The organism is Citrobacter sp. LUTT5 (assembly GCF_009905315.1).
Lineage (GTDB): Bacteria > Pseudomonadota > Gammaproteobacteria > Enterobacterales > Enterobacteriaceae > Citrobacter > Citrobacter freundii.
This window is the reverse complement of sequence record NZ_CP047606.1, coordinates 977,419-996,290: the sequence shown is the minus strand read 5'-3', so window position 1 is coordinate 996,290 and position 18,872 is coordinate 977,419. Positions and strand designations below refer to the sequence as shown.

Genomic DNA, 18,872 nt, shown 5'->3' with positions numbered 1-18,872 from the left:
TCATAAGCCAAGGCTATTGTAATCACAGGGAATGACGTGTTGCGTCCCATAAGGAGTTTACTTGATTACACATATTAGCCCGCTTGGCTCAATGGACATGTTGTCGCAGCTGGAAGTCGATATGCTTAAACGCACGGCCAGCAGCGACCTGTATCAACTGTTTCGTAACTGTTCGCTTGCCGTTCTGAACTCCGGCAGTTTGACCGACAACAGTAAAGAACTGCTGTCACGCTTTGAAAGTTTCGATATTAACGTACTGCGCCGCGAACGGGGCGTGAAGCTGGAACTGATCAACCCACCTGAAGATGCGTTTGTTGATGGACGCATTATTCGTGCGCTACAGGCTAACCTGTTTGCCGTGCTGCGCGACATTCTGTTCGTCAACGGCCAGATCCATAACGCCGGTCGTTTTCAGCATCTGGATCTCGAAAGCTCGGTGCATATTACCAACCTGGTATTCTCGATCCTGCGTAATGCCCGGGCGCTGCACGTTGGTGAAGCGCCGAACATGGTCGTCTGCTGGGGCGGTCACTCAATCAACGAAAATGAGTACCTGTACGCTCGTCGCGTCGGCACTCAGTTGGGCCTGCGCGAACTGAACATCTGTACCGGCTGCGGTCCAGGGGCGATGGAAGCGCCAATGAAAGGCGCTGCGGTAGGCCACGCCCAGCAGCGATACAAAGACAGCCGCTTTATTGGCATGACCGAACCGTCAATCATCGCCGCTGAACCGCCTAACCCGCTGGTAAACGAACTGATCATCATGCCGGACATTGAAAAACGTCTGGAAGCGTTCGTGCGTATCTCCCACGGTATTATCATCTTCCCGGGTGGCGTAGGGACAGCAGAAGAGCTGCTGTATCTGCTGGGGATCCTGATGAATCCGGCCAACAAAGATCAGGTTCTACCACTGATCCTGACCGGACCAAAAGAGAGTGCGGATTACTTCCGCGTGCTGGACGAATTTATCGTGCACACGCTGGGGGAAGATGCGCGTCGCCACTATCGCATTATCATTGACGATGCAGCGGAAGTGGCGCGTCTGATGAAAAAAGCGATGCCGCTGGTGAAAGAAAACCGTCGCGACACAGGTGATGCTTACAGCTTTAACTGGTCGATTCGTATCGCGCCCGATCTGCAGATGCCGTTCGAACCGTCCCATGAAAACATGGCCAACCTGAAGCTGTACCCGGATCAACCCGTTGAAGTACTGGCGGCCGATCTACGTCGCGCATTCTCCGGTATTGTGGCTGGTAACGTGAAGGAAGTCGGCATCCGCGCTATTGAAGAGTTTGGCCCGTACAAAATCCACGGTGACCGCGAAATGATGCGCCGCATGGACGATCTCCTGCAGGGCTTTGTTGCACAACATCGTATGAAGTTACCGGGCACTGCGTATATCCCTTGTTACGAGATCTGCGCCTAACCTTCTACACCCGCTAGCAGCACTATAGCGGTGACAGTTTTGTCCATACCAAAGCCGGGTTTGGCGCATTTGCCTCCCGGCTTTTTTTAGTGATACCAGTCACATAGCTCTGACAATCACATAAATACTAGTGATGATTCATTAAAAACAGCGTGTCACGCAAACGATTACCTTGAAAAACCAACCGTGATTTATCTTAGTAAATTATTATTAGTCGCCGAAATCATCTAAAAACAACAGTTTTTACAGCTGAACACGCCTATCTTCGCGCCTTCGCTTTCATGAGATATGTCGTTAATGTTAGCCTTCGCGCCCGTAAATTCGCTTTGACTATTTTTTAACAGATTAATGGCCCAAATTTATCCACATAAAAGGTGGATTATTGCATTTGGGATCCCGATCACTGATACATTCATTACTAAAATGTATCTTTCCGCCCGAAAATTATTACGGCGAAAAATTATATAAAAATCGCTCAACGAATTTCGATTTACAGCCGGGTACTTTCTCATTGGATTGACCTCAAACCCGGCTTTTTAAGCTTCCTCCAGGAGAAATAGATGGAAAACACTCAAACCAGCACTATCGTTACGGGCCAGACCCGCAGCGCATGGCGCAAGACAGACACCATGTGGATGCTGGGCCTTTACGGCACGGCGATTGGCGCGGGTGTATTGTTCCTGCCGATCAACGCAGGCGTAGGCGGTATGATCCCGCTGATCATCATGGCGATCCTTGCCTTCCCAATGACCTTCTTTGCACACCGCGGTCTGACTCGCTTTGTGCTGTCCGGTAAAAATCCGGGTGAAGACATCACCGAAGTTGTAGAAGAACACTTCGGCGTTGGCGCAGGTAAACTGATTACCCTGCTCTACTTCTTCGCTATCTACCCGATTCTGTTGGTTTACAGCGTAGCAATCACCAATACCGTTGAAAGCTTCCTGACCCATCAGCTGGCGATTACTCCTCCGCCGCGTGCAATCCTGTCTCTGATCCTGATTGTCGGCATGATGACCATCGTGCGCTTCGGTGAGCAGATGATCGTTAAGGCGATGAGCATCCTGGTATTCCCGTTCGTTGCGGCTCTGATGCTGCTGGCGCTGTATCTGATCCCTCAGTGGAGCGGTGCGATTCTGGAAACCATGTCTTTTGACTCTGCGGCAACCACCGGCAACGGCCTGCTGTTGACCCTGTGGCTGGCGATTCCGGTAATGGTGTTCTCCTTCAACCACTCCCCGATCATCTCCTCCTTCGCCGTGGCGAAGCGTGAAGAGTACGGTGATGAAGCTGAGAAGAAATGCTCCAAGATTCTGGCATTCGCTCACATCATGATGGTACTGACCGTTATGTTCTTCGTCTTCAGCTGTGTATTCAGCCTGACTCCGGCGGACCTGGCAGCAGCAAAAGAGCAGAACATCTCGATTCTGTCTTACCTGGCGAACCACTTTAACGCGCCGATTATTGCCTGGATGGCACCGATCATCGCGATTATCGCTATCACCAAATCCTTCCTCGGCCACTACCTGGGCGCACGTGAAGGCTTCAACGGGATGGTGATTAAGTCTCTGCGCGGCAAAGGCAAATCCATCGAAATCAACAAACTGAACAAAATCACTGCACTGTTCATGCTGGTAACCACCTGGATTGTGGCGACGCTGAACCCGAGCATCCTCGGTATGATTGAGACCCTGGGTGGCCCAATCATCGCGATGATTCTGTTCCTGATGCCGATGTATGCCATCCAGAAAGTTCCGGCAATGCGTAAGTACAGCGGCCATATCAGCAACGTCTTCGTTGTGATTATGGGCCTGATCGCTATCTCCGCTATTTTCTACTCTCTGTTCAGTTAATTCCCCTGCGCCGCTCTTCGGGGCGGCGCATCTCGATACACAATGGACGCCTCATGATTAGCGTATTCGATATTTTCAAAATCGGCATTGGCCCTTCCAGCTCCCACACTGTTGGCCCGATGAAAGCAGGCAAACAATTCACGGATGACCTGATTGCACGCGGAATTCTCACTGACGTAACCCGCGTAGTGGTTGATGTCTATGGCTCTTTATCTCTGACGGGAAAAGGTCACCATACCGACATCGCGATTATTATGGGCCTGGCGGGTAATCTGCCGGATACCGTAGACATTGATGCCATCCCTTCATTTATCCAGGATGTGAATACTCATGGGCGTTTGCTGCTGGCAGGCGGTCAACATGAGGTCGAGTTCCCGGTCGACAAGTGCATGAATTTCCATGCGGACAATCTGTCCCTGCACGAAAACGGAATGCGTATTACCGCACTGGCAGGCGAAAAAGCCATTTACAGCCAGACTTACTATTCCATTGGCGGTGGTTTCATCGTTGATGAAGAACATTTTGGTTTACCGAATAACTCTCCGGTAAACGTGCCGTATCCGTATAAATCCGCAGCTGATTTGCAACGTCATTGCCAGGAAACCGGCCTGTCACTTTCCGGTCTGATGATGCAAAACGAACTGGCGCTGCACAGCAAAGAAGAGCTGGAACAGCACTTTGCTAACGTCTGGGAAGTGATGCGTAGCGGGATTGAGCGCGGCATCACCACCGAAGGTGTATTGCCGGGCAAACTGCGCGTTCCGCGTCGTGCTGCTGCGCTGCGTCGCATGCTGGTCAGCAGCGACAAAACCACCACTGACCCGATGGCGGTTGTTGACTGGATCAACATGTTCGCGCTGGCCGTGAACGAAGAAAACGCAGCAGGTGGACGTGTAGTTACCGCGCCAACCAACGGTGCATGCGGGATTGTTCCTGCCGTACTGGCGTATTACGACAAGTTTATCCGTGAAGTGAACGCTAACTCGCTGGCACGCTACATGCTGGTCGCGAGCGCCATTGGTTCACTGTATAAGATGAACGCCTCTATCTCTGGTGCCGAAGTCGGCTGTCAGGGTGAAGTTGGCGTGGCCTGCTCCATGGCAGCGGCTGGTCTGGCTGAACTGCTGGGTGGTAGTCCAATGCAGGTGTGCATCGCGGCAGAAATCGGTATGGAACATAACCTGGGTCTGACCTGCGATCCGGTTGCCGGCCAGGTACAGGTACCGTGCATTGAGCGTAACGCGATCGCATCCGTGAAAGCGGTGAACGCCGCACGTATGGCGCTGCGCCGTACCAGTGAGCCACGCGTGTGCCTCGATAAAGTTATCGAGACCATGTACGAAACCGGTAAAGACATGAATGCCAAATACCGCGAAACATCTCGCGGCGGTTTGGCAATGAAAATTGTCACCTGCGATTAAGTCCCACCCCATTGCCGGATGGCGCAAGCTTATCCGGCCTACAGTGCCGTATTCATTTGTAGGCCGGATAAGCTTGCGCCATCCGACAAAATGTTGTATCAGATCTTCGCCTCCACTCGCCGTGAATGTTACCCTACAGACTGATTTGTTAGGGAGAACACCGTGGCCGTCCATCTGCTCATTGTCGATGCACTGAATCTTATCCGCCGAATTCACGCCGTACAGGGCTCACCCTGCGTGGAGACGTGCCAGCACGCGCTCGATCAGTTGATTGTGCACAGTCAGCCCACACACGCCGTGGCGGTATTTGATGACGAAGCGCGCAACAGCGGCTGGCGTCACCAACGCTTACCTGACTACAAAGCCGGTCGCCCGCCAATGCCTGACGATTTACACAAGGAAATGCCCGCCTTACGCGCCGCTTTTGAACAGCGCGGTGTCTGCTGCTGGGAATCCAGCGGGAATGAAGCCGATGATTTAGCCGCAACTCTGGCGGTTAAAGTTAGCCAGGCCGGACATCAGGCAACCATCGTCTCAACCGATAAAGGCTATTGTCAGCTACTCTCCCCAACGCTGCGTATTCGCGATTATTTCCAGAAACGCTGGCTGGATGCGCCGTTTATCGAGAAAGAGTTCGGCGTACTGCCGCAACAGTTGCCTGATTACTGGGGACTGGCAGGGATCAGCAGTTCTAAGATACCTGGGGTTGCCGGTATTGGTCCTAAAAGCGCCACACAATTGTTGACGCAGTTTCCAACGCTGGAAGCACTGTATGAACATCTGGATGACGTACCGGAGAAATGGCGCAAGAAACTCGAAGAACATCGGGAGATGGCGTTTTTGTGCCGCGATATCGCGCGGCTGCAAACGGACTTACATATCGACGGAAACCTACAGCAGCTACGGCTAGCACGGTAGTCTTATTTTCGGATGGCGCTGCGCTTATCCGGCCTACTTAACGTATAACCCTGTAGGCCAGATAAACGCCAGGTGATTACCAGGCAGTATGGTACAGCTCGACGATATCCCCAAGGCTCGCTTCACGCGGATTTCCCCCGGTACAAACATCGTCAAATGCGGCCTGCGCCAGCGCAGGAATATCCTCTTTACGGACGCCAACATCGCGTAAGTGCAGGGGGATCCCTACATCGCGGTTAAGGGCGAAGACAGCATCCACTGCCGCTTTACGTGCTTGCGCCAACGTCAGTCCTTCAACCTTAACCCCCATTACGCGGGCAATATCACGGAATTTTTCCCCAGTGAATTCGGCGTTATAGTGCATCACGTGCGGCAGCAAAATAGCATTCGCGACGCCGTGCGGCGTGTTGTAGAACGCGCCTAACGGGTGTGCCATGCCATGCACTAATCCCAGACCAACGTTGGAGAAGCCCATCCCGGCAACGTACTGGCCCAGCGCCATCGCTTCACCCGCCTGGCTGTCACCCGCAACCGAACCGCGCAATGACCCGGCAATAATTTCGATGGCTTTAATGTGCAGCGCATCGGTAAGCGCCCACGCTGCCCGGGTGATGTAACCTTCAATGGCATGAGTCAGTGCATCTACCCCAGTAGCCGCTTTTAATGCAGCAGGCATGCCGTCCATCATATCAGCATCGATGAACGCCACCTGCGGGATGTCATGTGGATCGACACAAACAAACTTACGCCGATTCTCTTCGTCAGTGATCACGTAGTTAATGGTCACTTCCGCCGCTGTTCCCGCGGTGGTTGGGATAGCCATAACCGGCACGCTCGGAAAGCGTGTCGGCGATAACCCTTCAAGGCTGCGTACATCCGCAAACTCCGGGTTATTATTGATTATGCCAATCGCTTTACAGGTATCCTGCGGGGAGCCTCCGCCGATTGCTATCAGATAGTCTGCGCCGCTTTGCTGAAAGACACTCAATCCTTCCTGCACTACCGCAATGGTTGGATTAGGAATAACGCCTGAATAGATTTCCCATGCCAGACCTGCAGCATCCATTCGGGATGTCACTTTCTCAACAACGCCGCACTGCACCAGATTTTTATCAGTCACAATCAACGCTTTGCGATAACCGCGACGAATAACTTCATCGGTTAATGCGCCAACAGCCCCCCGGCCAAACCATGCCGTTTCATTCAGAATCATTCTGTTCGCCATTGTATTTCTCCTTTTCGCTATGCGAAATTACTCTTCAATGCGTAATCCGTAAGATTTGAATTTCTCCAGCACAATAGCGATCTCCTCGTCATCCAGCACCGGCACCGGGTCAACAATCGCCAGCGTGCTCAGGTACAGACGGGCCAGAACTTCCACTTCATGCGCCAACCACAGTGCTTTTTCCAAATTCGCTTCGCAAGCAATCAACCCATGGTGCTGTAAAAGCGTTGCCTTACGGTTTTTCAGGGCGACGCTCACATGCTCTGACAGCTCTCGTGTACCAAACGTCGCATAAGGCGCACACGGAATAGAGTTCCCCCCCGCCGCTGCAATCATGTAGTGAATTGCCGGGATAGGGCGATTAAGAATTGAAACGGCCGTGCAGTGTACGGCATGGTTATGGACAACCGCATTGGCATCCGGACGCGTCTGGTATGCCGCCAGGTGAAAACGCCATTCACTGGAGGGTAATTGTCCTTTATCATATTTCCCGTCGTTATCTACATACACGATCATGTTTTCAGTAAGTCTTTCGTAAGGAATACCGCTGGGCGTGATCAGCATCCCGTTTTCATAACGCGCACTCACATTTCCCGCCGTCCCCTGATTCAATCCAAGGCTGGTCATTTCCAGACAGGTTTCAATGATTTCTCGCGACAAACGCATTCTTTCCATAATGATTCTCCGGGTACAGTTTCCCCTCGTCTTTATTGCGAAAAATGCAGCCGCAGAATAAGACGGGTCAGGTTTTAGGTACAGGCAGCCACTGAACGTATTTATTCAGATTCAGTTGGCCGATTTATTTATAGCGACATATTAAGGTTGTCTTACGCGCTTAATAAGTTTCATCTCAACTTTTACAGTTTCTTTAATTGGGTGATCATCAATAGCACTCATCATCATATCGAATGCTTTTTCCGCCCAGACATTTTCATCCTGTTGCATTGACCAGACATTATTGGCGAGGAATCCCAGCATTGGGTGTTCATCGAATGTCCCAATATTAATTTCCGGTGGAATTGTGCCCAAACGATTACGAATAGCGTTAATGGCCCCCTCCAGTACCGGTAATGATGAGGCGATAAACGCCTGCGGACAGCCCTGTTCGCCGATCAACTCATCCATCAGTCGATAACCACCTTCAGGTGTGTTGTCCGGACCTTCGCGCACCCAATCTCTATGTGAAATACCATTATTGTTCAATGCATTAAGATAACCTTGCAAACGATCACCAATGCTGGGTAATCCGGTATCCCCCACTAAAAACCAGATTGGCGACTTTCCAGCGTCAAACAGACTCTGCGTCAATTTCTCGCCGCCCAAGATGTTATGACTTTCTACCAGTGCGTTATCGGTATACTTAAAATCACGGTCAAGTAACACCATCGGTTTTCTGACCTGACGTAAATGGTGTTGCTGATTCTCTAACGTTGAGGGAACAATAAAAAGGCCATCGACATTACGGGCGATTAACGCTTTGGTCAGTTTATTTTCGTAATCAACATCGTCATAGGTACAGCTAATCGTTAACTGATAACCTGAACGACGACAGCGTTGCTCAAGTTTTTCTGCGAGTGTGGCAAAAAAGACGTTGGAAATATTGGGTACAATCAATCCCAAAGTATCCGTTTTATTTAATTTCAGGCTACGTGCTGAATGGTTAATGACGTAACCATAGCGCTCGACATATTCATTAATACGCGTTTGGGTTTTGACACTGATTCGATATTGCTCTGCTTTCCCGTTCAGCACCAGTCGTACGGTCGTAACCGATAAATTCAGATCGCTGGCTATCTGTTCTACTGTTTTAGCCATCTATATGCCCCAGTCCACATCCAAAAACGTCAATCTACAATCATAAAAGTATTTTAAACTTTTGTCTTACTGCATAAGTTGGTTAATCGCCTGCTGCTGATCCCACAGCATCAGATAAGCCTGGTATTTGCGATCATAGAAGTTCCGCCGCGCCGGGTTCGCCTTAATCACCTCGCCCGATCGAACCATCGCCCGGCATGCGGACGGTATAGTTGCCCACGCGCCGCATGCTACCGCGCCAGTGATAGCCGCACCTAACGTCACCGCATCCTCTTCCTGCATAAGATGAATATCGCATCCGGTAGCATCGGCATATTCTCTCATCCACAGTGGGTTATGCGTTGCGCCGCCGCACAGCGTCAGTCGGGAAATGGTGTGACCGTTTTCACGCATCACTTCCATAATATGCCGCGTACCGCAGGCGATCGCCTGTAATGTCGCGAGGTACAGACGAGCTACCTGCATCTCACCTCGTTCCAGCGTCAAACCACAGATGCTGCCTCGAGCATCGGGCCGTGCGCGCGGCGAACGATTACCGTGGTGATCGGCAAGCACATGCAGATAACGACCAGGCTCAGACTCCTGCTCCTCAAGTGCGGCAACCCATTCATTAACTAAAACAATGGGATGGCAGCCCCGGGCCTCAGCTTTGTGAAACAGCTCAGCACTGGCTCCTGATTCCTGAAGCGTCCAGTCGACTAACGCCCCAGCAGCACTCTGCCCCCCTTCCGTCAGCCAGTAGCCTGGCAGCATGGCTGACCAATAAGGCCCCCAAACACCTGGCGTATGAATTTCCTGCTCGCTGCACAGCATATGGCAATTTGACGTTCCGCTAATCAGCGCCAACGTCCCCTCAGGCTCAACCCCGGCAAGCGCAACTCCGCCAGCATGGGCATCAATCATACCGCTGGCGACGACCACTGCAGTCGTCAGCCCCAGCGCCTGGGCCGAATCGCTGCTAAGCGTTCCAACGCCAGCGCCTGGCGGAAGAATACGCGACGGGATTTTGCCCAACAAATCCGTTAATTCAACGGCGTCTAGCAGGGAGTGGCTAAAGCGTTGTTCATGTGCCAGATAGTTCCATTTACAGGTCAGCGTGCACAGTCCTGCAACATCATTAGCGGTAGCTTTAGAGACCAGAAAGTCCGCCAGATCGTAGAAGCGATGTGCGCTCTCCCAGGTGGCTGGAAAATGTTTTTTCAGCCATAGCACTTTGGGAAGCTCCATTTCGACGCTGACTTCACCGCCAACGTAGCGTAGAGACGGATCCTGCGTGGCGTTAATACGCTGCGTCTCCTGCGACGCACGATGATCCATCCACATGATGATGTTATGGTCTGGCGATTCACCAGGTGAAACCGCCAGGCCCCGCCCCTGTTCATCCAGTACCACCAATGAACAGGTGGCATCAAATCCCAATGAGCGAATATCCTCAATACAAACCCCGGATGACGACACCGCCTCCTTCACTGCCTGGCAAACCTGCTGCCAGATTTCTGCAGATGACTGCTCAACCCGCTCAGGACCGGGTCGAAACTGCGAGATGGGGCGTGTCGCAAAAGCCAGCCGTGTGCCACTGGCATCAAAGACACCAGCCCTGACGCTGGCGGAACCGACATCCACACCGAGGAAATATCCACTGCCCATAGTAACTCCCTGACGCTGGCTAATGATGGGGCGAGCACCTCGCCCCAACGGTCTTATTTTTTACCAAATGGGTGTAACAATTTGTCAATTTCCGGGGTATCAATGTTCTTCGCACTGACAAATTTCACCGGAATATCAATCTCTTTCGGTACAGACTGACCCGATACCGCTGCATTCAGCGTCTTGATACCCTGGTAGCCAATCTGATAAGCGTCCTGCACCACAAATCCCTGAATCACTCCGGACTTCAGGAAGGCAATAATTGCCTCTGTGCTATCAAAACCAATCACTTTCACTTTGCCTTTCAGGTTCTGACTATCAATAGCGTTTGCTACGCCCAGCGTTGAACCTTCATTCGTGCCATAAATCCCTGCAATATCAGGATTGGCCTGGATCATATCGATGGTTTTATCCATCGCCTTTTGCGGATCGCCATCACTGTACTGGACCGGTAGCACCTGAATATCCGGATATTTCTCCTTCATACGGGCAATAAACCCTTCCGAACGCTCAATCGCTGAGGAGGTCCCCGCTACGTGCGCAATAATGCCCACTTTTCCTTTGCTGCCCACTTCCGCTGCCAGCGCATCTGCGGCTTCTGCACCGGCTTTACGGTTATTCGTGGCGACAAAGCTCACCGGAATATCGGAATTCACGCCGGAGTCAAACGTCACAACTTTAATGCCGCGTGAATTTGCGGTCTCTACTAATGGCGCAAGCGCGTTGGCATCTAACGCTGCCAGTAATAATCCATTGGGTTTTTGCGCCATCGCGTTTTCAACCAACTGAATCTGCTCAGCAATTTGAGTTTCATCCGCCGGGCCAACATAGCTGGTTTTATCGCCCAACTCTTTTGCTGCCGCTTCCGTCCCCATTTTCACGGTTTGCCAGAATTCATGCTGGAAACCTTTACTGACCACCGGAAGGTTCATATCTTTAGCCAATACGCTGGATGTCATACAGGCCAACAGGGATAACGCATAGACAAAATTCCTGGTTCTCATTGTTTTACTCCGTTCTGAGTGAGTCACCCTAAACGTCAGGGTTATGATGCCCCGTGACTTCCGGGAGCGTAAATCAACGAATTTTTTTGCGTAATGTATCGAGATAAACCGCGGCAATGACCACCACGCCCATGGCAACCATTTGCCAGAACTGGGAAACGCCCATCAGGTTCAGACCATTCTTCAGCACGCTCATAATGAATGCGCCGATGATCGTGCCGCCGATGGTGCCAATTCCGCCCATCAGGCTCGTACCGCCAATAACAACCGCCGCGATGGCTTCCAGCTCATACCCCACGCCGACCGTTGGTTGTCCTGAATTCAAACGAGAAGCCAGAATCACCCCGGCAATCCCAGTCAGCAGACCACAAAAGGCGTAGACGAAAATTTTGACGCGCTGAACTTTAATACCGGAAAGATGTGCGGCTACCTCATTGCTACCCACGGCGTAAACATAGCGACCAATCACCGTTTTCTTCAGGATGTAGGCGGCAATTAACGCCACCACCACCAGGTAAAAAACGGGATAAGGCAGCACATCGAACAAACGTCCCTGGGCCAGCATTTTGAAGGTGGGGTAATCAGCGAAATAAATCGCACGACCATCGGTCATCACCATATTGATGCCTCTGACTGACATCATCAGGCCCAGCGTGGCGATAAAAGGCGGGATAGTCATTTTGGTAACCAGCAGGCCGTTGATATAGCCGCATAATCCCCCGGCCAGCACCCCCGCCAGAATACATACGGGCAGAGGCAATCCCAGCGTGGCGCTGATGCCTACCGCAACACCAGAAAAGGCCACTACCGAGCCAAGAGAAAGATCGATTCCTGAAGTGATAATGACAAAGGTAACGCCAATTGCCATGATGCCAATCACTGACGTTTGCAAGGCAATTGTCATGATGTTTTCAGTGTTAAAGAAAAATGGCGAACCAAAACTAAAAAATATTACTAAAATAATCAGACTCAAAAGCGGCGCAAGGCGCATTAAAAGTTCTTTGTTAATTTTTATTTTCTTATTATTGCTGTCTGAAGAGGTTACAGAGATAGTCATAAATTAGTCCTCTAACGTCGCGTATTGCATGATTTTTTCTTGTGTGGCGTCATCAGAAGCTAACTCCCCGGTAATACGTCCATTACGCATAACCAAAATGCGATCGCACATACCCAGCACTTCCGGTAATTCAGAGGAAATCATGATAATTGACTTCCCTTTTGCCACCAGTCGATTCATTAATTCATAAATTTCAAGTTTGGCCCCCACATCAATACCGCGAGTGGGTTCGTCAAAGATGAGAATATCGGTATCTTTACATACCCATCTGGCAATAATAATTTTCTGCTGATTACCGCCACTTAAATTCAGTGCAGCCTGCTCTAAATGTGGTGTTTTAATCCGTAGGGCTTTAACCTGTTCCTCGCTGGTTTTCTGACAACGTTTGCTGTCCACATTGCCATAGCGGTCAGAATATTCAGGATAATTGCCCAACATAATATTACGCTCAACGGACAGTCCTAATGCCAGCCCCTCTTTTTTTCTGTCCTCGGTTAAATAGCTGATACCCTGTTGGATAGCATCAGGAATATCTTTAATTACCGTCACTTTTCCGTTTAGCTTGAGGGTACCGCCATCAATGGGATCCGCGCCAAAAATCGCCCGCGCCAGCTCGGTACGCCCTGCGCCCATCAGACCGGCAAAGCCCAATATTTCGCCCTGATACAGGGTGAAATCAATGTTGTTCAGTACACCATTGCGAGTCAGACCGCTGACTTCCAACACCGGCTTACGTTGAGCCAAAGGTCCACGGCGAGGATAGATATTGCCGAGGTCCCGCCCAACCATCATGGCAATCAGGTCGCTAATTTTAACCGCATCATAATCTACAGTGGCAATAAACTGACCATCACGCATCACCGTAGCGCGATCGGCTATCAGCGCCAGTTCTTCCAGTCTGTGCGAGATATAAACAATGCCCGTTCCCTGTTCTTTCAGCAAACCGGTCACCTGAAATAAGCTGTCGATTTCCGTTTCCGTCAGTGCCGCCGTCGGTTCATCCATAATAAGGATCTTAGCATTCACCGATATCGCTTTAGCAATCTCAACCATTTGTTGTTGCGCGACGGTCAGATCGGCCACCAGCGTTTCTGGGGAGATATTCAGGTTTAATTTTTGCAAAATATCGATAGCAGCCTGTCGCTGTTGTTTTTCATCCAGACGCCAGCGGTTATTTTTGCAAAACTCCCTGCCAATAAAAATATTTTCTTCTACCGTGAGTTCAGGGAAAAGATTAAATTCCTGGTGAATAATCGTGATACCTGCGCTTTGTGCGCTCAACGGGTTCGCAAAAGAAACAGATTGCCCTTCAAAAATAATATCTCCTTCATCAGGCTGATAAACACCGGATAAAATCTTCATTAACGTAGACTTTCCTGCGCCATTCTCACCCAGCAGCGCATGAACCTCGCCTTTGCGTAAAGCAAAATCCACATTACTCAACGCTAATACGCCGGGAAAACGTTTCGTAATATGACTCATCTGTAAAAATGTTTCAGACATTGCTGCTTTCCTCAATATACAGAAACTGCAATCAGTGAATCAGGCGAAAAAACGTTGCCAGGAAGCCATCGTCACCGTTAATGCGAATGCTACTTATACGTTCATATGCGTTTTATCAATCATGCTAACTCGAGTTAGCGAAGTGCCTTTTAAAGCTATTTTAGCTACTCAAATTAGCCAAATCATTTGGTTTAAATCTGTGACGCTGAACAAACAATTTATTGCAAATACTTAATTTAAAAGAATTTATATAAAAATATGCGTTCTGGTTTATTTGACGCAGATCGAATTTTAACCACTTCTCGTGAAGCCTCTCACAGTTCCACAACAAAAAAGTTGTGCAAAAAACTCTCTAATACCTAAGCTAACTCGAGTTAGCAAAAATGAGTTATTCAGCCAACTGCGACGGTGGTGTTCAACATCCGCTTTTGCAGCACGGCATAAAGTGAGATGAGGAACCTCGAATGAAAAAAAATAGCTTACCGAAGATTGGCATTCGTCCGGTGATTGATGGGCGCCGTATGGGTGTTCGTGAATCGCTCGAAGAGCAAACCATGAATATGGCTAAAGCCACCGCTGCGCTGATCGCTGAGAAACTTCGTCACGCCTGCGGCGCGCAAATTGAATGTGTCATTGCCGATACCTGTATCGCCGGGATGGCGGAATCTGCCGCCTGCGAAGAAAAATTCAGCAGCCTGAATGTGGGCGTGACCATCACAGTGACCCCATGCTGGTGCTACGGTAGCGAAACCATCGACATGGATCCAATGCGTCCGAAAGCTATCTGGGGTTTCAACGGTACAGAACGTCCAGGGGCCGTTTATCTGGCTGCCGCGCTGGCTGCGCATAATCAAAAAGGACTTCCTGCCTTCTCTATTTACGGCCATGACGTACAGGACGCCGGCGACACCACGATCCCTGCCGATGTGGAAGAAAAATTGCTGCGCTTTGCCCGCGCGGGCTTAGCCGTCGCCGGTATGAAAGGCAAAACCTACCTGTCCGTAGGCGGCGTTTCAATGGGTATTGCCGGCTCTATTGTCGATCATAACTTCTTTGAATCCTGGCTGGGAATGAAAGTTCAACCCGTTGATATGACCGAACTGCGTCGTCGCATCGACCAAAAAATCTATGACGAAGCTGAGCTGGAAATGGCGCTGGCGTGGGCGGACAAAAACTTCCGCTACGGTGAGGATCAGAACGCGCAGCAATATAAGCGCAATGCAGAACAGAGCCGTGCGGTGCTGAAAGAGAGTCTGCTAATGGCCATGTGCATTCGCGACATGATGCAGGGTAACCAGAAGCTGGCCGACAAAGGTCGGGTAGAAGAGTCGCTGGGATACAACGCGATTGCCGCAGGCTTCCAGGGCCAGCGTCACTGGACCGATCAATATCCGAATGGTGATACCGCCGAAGCGCTGCTCAACAGCTCCTTTGACTGGAATGGCATACGCGAACCGTTCGTTGTCGCCACCGAAAACGACAGCCTGAACGGCGTGGCGATGCTGTTCGGCCATCAACTCACCGGCACGGCGCAGGTCTTTGCCGATGTGCGCACCTACTGGTCGCCAGAAGCGGTAGAGCGCGTCACAGGTAAACCGCTGACCGGCCTTGCTGAGCACGGCATTATTCACCTGATTAACTCCGGCTCGGCAGCACTGGACGGCTCCTGCAAACAGCGCGACGACGCAGGGAAACCGACCATGAAACCGCACTGGGAAATCTCGCAAAAAGAGGTCGATGATTGCCTGGCGGCAACCGAATGGTGTCCGGCTATTCACGAATACTTCCGCGGCGGCGGCTACTCCTCTCGCTTCCTGACCGAGGGCGGCGTGCCGTTCACCATGACTCGCATCAACATCATCAAGGGCCTGGGGCCGGTACTGCAAATCGCCGAAGGCTGGAGCGTGGAATTACCGGAAGATATGCATGACCAGCTCGATGCGCGCACTAACTCTACCTGGCCGACCACCTGGTTTGCCCCGCGCTTAACCGGTAAAGGCCCGTTCAGCGATGTCTATTCGGTTATGGCTAACTGGGGTGCAAACCACGGAGTGCTGACGATTGGTCACGTGGGCGCAGACTTTATCACTCTGGCCGCCATGCTGCGTATCCCGGTTTGCATGCACAACGTGGAAGACGAGAAAATTTACCGTCCTTCAGCCTGGGCAGCCCACGGAATGGATACGGAAGGCCAGGATTATCGCGCCTGCCAGAACTACGGTCCGCTGTATAAGCGTTAAACATCGAGCAATTGCCTGATGGTGGCGCTTACGCGTCTTATCAGGCCTACGAAGCGCACGGTTTTGTAGGCTGGATAAGGCGAAGCCGCCATCCGGCAATAGGTAATCTCCCAGGAGCAATTATGAAACAAGAGGTTATCCTGGTCCTCGACTGTGGCGCGACCAACGTGCGGGCCATAGCCGTTGACCGTCAGGGAAAAATTATCGCCCGCGCCTCTACGCCCAACGCCAGTGATATTGCCGCGGAGAACGGTATCTGGCATCAGTGGTCGCTGGAAGCCATTTTGCAACGCTTCGCCGACTGCTGTCAGCGGCTCTCCACGCAACTGGCCAATTGCCGTATCTGCGGGATCGCCGTCACCACCTTCGGCGTAGACGGTGCGCTGGTCGATCAACACGGCAGGCAGTTATATCCGGTAATCAGTTGGAAGTGCCCACGCACCGCAGCAGTAATGGAAAATATCCATCGCTACATGTCACCGCAGCAGTTGCAGGAAATCTCCGGCGTCGGCGCGTTTAGCTTTAACACGCTGTATAAACTGGTGTGGCTGAAAGAAAACCATCCACAATTACTGGAACAGGCGCACGCCTGGCTGTTTATCTCATCGCTTATCAACCACCGTTTAACCGGCGAGTTCACCACAGATATCACCATGGCGGGCACCAGCCAGATGCTGAACATCCAGCAGCGCGATTTCAGTGATGACATTTTGCAGGCGACCGGCATACCGCGCCGACTGTTTCCACGCTTGGTGGAAGCGGGCGAACAGATTGGGGTACTGCAAAACGAGGCCGCCAGCCAGCTCGGGCTACCAGTGGGTATTCCTGTGATATCTGCCGGGCACGACACGCAGTTTGCGCTCTTTGGCGCAGGAGCTCAGCCAGACGAACCGGTGCTCTCTTCCGGTACATGGGAAATTCTGATGGTACGCAGCGCACAGGTGGACACCTCTCTGCTCAGCCATAATGCGGGTTCCACCTGTGAATTAGACAGTCAGGTCGGGCTGTATAATCCCGGCATGCAGTGGCTGGCTTCCGGCGTGCTTGAATGGGTGCGTAAGCTGTTTTGGACTGCCGAATCGCCCTGGCAGACGCTGATTGACGAAGCCCGGTCCATTCCTGCTGGCGCAGAAGGCGTCAAGATGCACTGCGACCTGCTGACCTCTCAGAATGCGGGTTGGCAAGGGGTTACGCTCAATACCACCCGCGGGCATTTTTATCGCGCCGCACTGGAAGGGCTGACAGAACAGTTGCAGCAGAATTTACACACGCTGGAAAAAATCGGTCATTTCCAGGCCACTGAATTGTTATTGGTTGGCGGGGGAAGCCGTAACGCATTGTGGAACCAGATTAAAGCTAATGTTCTCGGGATCCCTGTCAAAGTGCTGGATGACGCCGAAACCACCGTCGCAGGCGCCGCGATGTTTGCCTGGTCAGGCATTAGGGAATTTCCCTCACCGGAACAGGCCCGTGCACAGGTGCGCTACCAGTACCGTTACTTCTATCCGCAAACCGAATCCGAACTGACAGGAGTCGAGTAACATGCTCAAAACAATATCCCCCTTAATTTCCCCCGACCTGTTGAAGGTGCTGGCTGAAATGGGTCACGGCGATGAGATTATCTTTTCCGATGCTCATTTTCCGGCTCATAGCATGGGACCGCAGGTGATTCGCGCCGACGGCCTGCTGGTCAGCGACCTGCTGCAGGCGATTATTCCGCTTTTTGAACTGGACAGCTACGCCCCACCGCTGGTGATGATGGCCGCTGTAGAAGGCGACGCTCTCGATCCTGACGTCGAGGCTCGCTATCGACAGGCGCTTTCATTGCAGGCCCCCTGTCCAGACATCACGCGTATTGACCGTTATGCCTTTTACGAACGAGCGCAAAAGGCGTTTGCGATCGTTATCACAGGAGAGCGGGCAAAGTACGGGAATATTCTTTTAAAAAAAGGGGTAACGCCGTAATCTCTGGTCAGAATGCCCGTCTGGTACGGGCATTTATCATCAGATGAGGATCTGAACATGAAAGCGGCGCGCCAGCAGGCAATCGTAGATCTGCTTACCCACCACAAAAGCCTGACAACTGAAGCCCTGTCTTTGCAGCTAAACGTTAGCAAAGAGACCATCCGCCGCGATCTCAGTGAATTACAAACCCAGGGCAAGGTGCTACGCAATCACGGGCGGGCCAAGGCTATTCATCGGGAAAATCAGGACAGTGGCGACCCGTTCCATATACGACTAAAAAGCCACTATGCCCATAAAGCAAATATTGCCCGCGAAGCGCTGGCATGGATCGAAGAAGGTATGGTGATAGCTTTAGACGCCAGCTCAACATGCTGGTACCTGGCGCGACAGCTACCGGACATCAACATTCACGTTTTTACCAACAGCCAGCCCATCTGCCAGGAATTGACTAAACGTGAACACATTCAGCTTATTAGCTCCGGCGGTCGCCTTGAGCGCAAATACGGTTGCTACGTTAATCCCTCGCTTATCTCGCAGCTAAAATCCCTCGATATTGACCTGTTTATTTTTTCCTGCGAAGGGATCGACAGCGACGGCGCGCTCTGGGACTCAAATGCAACCAACGCAGACTTCAAATCCATTCTGCTTAAGCGCGCATCGCAATCTTTATTGTTGATCGATAAAAGTAAATTTAATCGTTCGGGAGGGGCCAGAATTGGGCATCTGGATGATGTGACGCATATTGTTTCAGATACACAGCTGATTGAATCAATCCAGGCCGAATAGGGCGATTTCGCCGCC

The 18,872-nt window shown here is 51.4% G+C and carries 15 protein-coding genes; 8 read left to right on the top strand and 7 right to left on the bottom strand.

Annotated features, from left to right (window positions below):
* The first annotated feature begins 61 nt into the window (after nucleotides 1-61).
* The 4 genes from ppnN (at nucleotide 62) to xni (ending at nucleotide 5,615) form a co-directional block, all read left to right on the top strand.
* A complete protein-coding gene (ppnN, locus tag GUC46_RS04705; RefSeq protein ID WP_130715414.1) occupies nucleotides 62-1,426 on the top strand; it encodes a nucleotide 5'-monophosphate nucleosidase PpnN in 1,365 nt (454 codons plus the stop codon).
* A gap of 560 nt (nucleotides 1,427-1,986) precedes the next feature.
* Nucleotides 1,987-3,276, top strand: a complete 1,290-nt coding sequence (locus tag GUC46_RS04700) for an HAAAP family serine/threonine permease (RefSeq protein ID WP_003034073.1) — start codon at nucleotides 1,987-1,989, stop codon at nucleotides 3,274-3,276.
* Nucleotides 3,277-3,329: 53 nt separating this feature from the next.
* Nucleotides 3,330-4,697 (top strand): L-serine ammonia-lyase, encoded by a 1,368-nt coding sequence (locus tag GUC46_RS04695; RefSeq protein WP_003840371.1) that lies wholly within the window; start codon nucleotides 3,330-3,332, stop codon nucleotides 4,695-4,697.
* A gap of 162 nt (nucleotides 4,698-4,859) precedes the next feature.
* A complete protein-coding gene (gene xni / locus GUC46_RS04690) occupies nucleotides 4,860-5,615 on the top strand; it encodes a flap endonuclease Xni (protein ID WP_003840372.1) in 756 nt (251 codons plus the stop codon).
* A gap of 76 nt (nucleotides 5,616-5,691) precedes the next feature.
* Here xni and fucO read toward each other — a convergent pair whose 3' ends face one another.
* The 7 genes from fucO to GUC46_RS04655 all read right to left on the bottom strand — a co-directional run bounded on the left by fucO (nucleotide 5,692) and on the right by GUC46_RS04655 (nucleotide 13,866).
* Entirely contained in the window at nucleotides 5,692-6,840 is a 1,149-nt protein-coding gene (gene fucO / locus GUC46_RS04685; protein ID WP_086550431.1) for a lactaldehyde reductase, read from the bottom strand.
* A 27-nt stretch (nucleotides 6,841-6,867) separates the two neighbouring features.
* On the bottom strand, nucleotides 6,868-7,515 hold the full coding sequence (gene fucA / locus GUC46_RS04680) for an L-fuculose-phosphate aldolase (RefSeq protein WP_003034062.1): 648 nt from the start codon (nucleotides 7,513-7,515) through the stop codon (nucleotides 6,868-6,870).
* Between the two features lie 141 nt (nucleotides 7,516-7,656).
* Nucleotides 7,657-8,655, bottom strand: coding sequence for a LacI family DNA-binding transcriptional regulator (locus tag GUC46_RS04675; protein WP_003034060.1), 999 nt, complete (start codon nucleotides 8,653-8,655; stop codon nucleotides 7,657-7,659).
* A 66-nt stretch (nucleotides 8,656-8,721) separates the two neighbouring features.
* On the bottom strand, nucleotides 8,722-10,302 hold the full coding sequence (locus GUC46_RS04670) for an FGGY-family carbohydrate kinase (RefSeq protein ID WP_160179858.1): 1,581 nt from the start codon (nucleotides 10,300-10,302) through the stop codon (nucleotides 8,722-8,724).
* A 53-nt stretch (nucleotides 10,303-10,355) separates the two neighbouring features.
* Nucleotides 10,356-11,306, bottom strand: coding sequence for an ABC transporter substrate-binding protein (locus tag GUC46_RS04665; RefSeq protein WP_003034057.1), 951 nt, complete (start codon nucleotides 11,304-11,306; stop codon nucleotides 10,356-10,358).
* A gap of 73 nt (nucleotides 11,307-11,379) precedes the next feature.
* The gene (locus GUC46_RS04660) at nucleotides 11,380-12,363 is read right to left on the bottom strand and encodes an ABC transporter permease (protein ID WP_003034055.1); all 984 of its coding nucleotides are present in this window, start codon (nucleotides 12,361-12,363) and stop codon (nucleotides 11,380-11,382) included.
* A gap of 3 nt (nucleotides 12,364-12,366) precedes the next feature.
* Nucleotides 12,367-13,866, bottom strand: a complete 1,500-nt coding sequence (locus GUC46_RS04655; RefSeq protein ID WP_130715411.1) for a sugar ABC transporter ATP-binding protein — start codon at nucleotides 13,864-13,866, stop codon at nucleotides 12,367-12,369.
* A 464-nt stretch (nucleotides 13,867-14,330) separates the two neighbouring features.
* Here GUC46_RS04655 and fucI point away from each other — a divergent pair, with 464 nt between their 5' ends.
* The 4 genes from fucI to fucR all read left to right on the top strand — a co-directional run bounded on the left by fucI (nucleotide 14,331) and on the right by fucR (nucleotide 18,857).
* Nucleotides 14,331-16,106 (top strand): L-fucose isomerase, encoded by a 1,776-nt coding sequence (fucI, locus tag GUC46_RS04650; RefSeq protein WP_003034050.1) that lies wholly within the window; start codon nucleotides 14,331-14,333, stop codon nucleotides 16,104-16,106.
* A gap of 122 nt (nucleotides 16,107-16,228) precedes the next feature.
* Complete coding sequence (fucK, locus tag GUC46_RS04645) at nucleotides 16,229-17,647, top strand: L-fuculokinase (protein ID WP_160179856.1); 1,419 nt, start codon at nucleotides 16,229-16,231, stop codon at nucleotides 17,645-17,647.
* A gap of 1 nt (nucleotide 17,648) precedes the next feature.
* Complete coding sequence (fucU, locus tag GUC46_RS04640) at nucleotides 17,649-18,071, top strand: L-fucose mutarotase (RefSeq protein ID WP_003840383.1); 423 nt, start codon at nucleotides 17,649-17,651, stop codon at nucleotides 18,069-18,071.
* A gap of 57 nt (nucleotides 18,072-18,128) precedes the next feature.
* Entirely contained in the window at nucleotides 18,129-18,857 is a 729-nt protein-coding gene (gene fucR / locus GUC46_RS04635; RefSeq protein WP_046670351.1) for an L-fucose operon activator, read from the top strand.
* Nucleotides 18,858-18,872 lie beyond the last annotated feature (15 nt).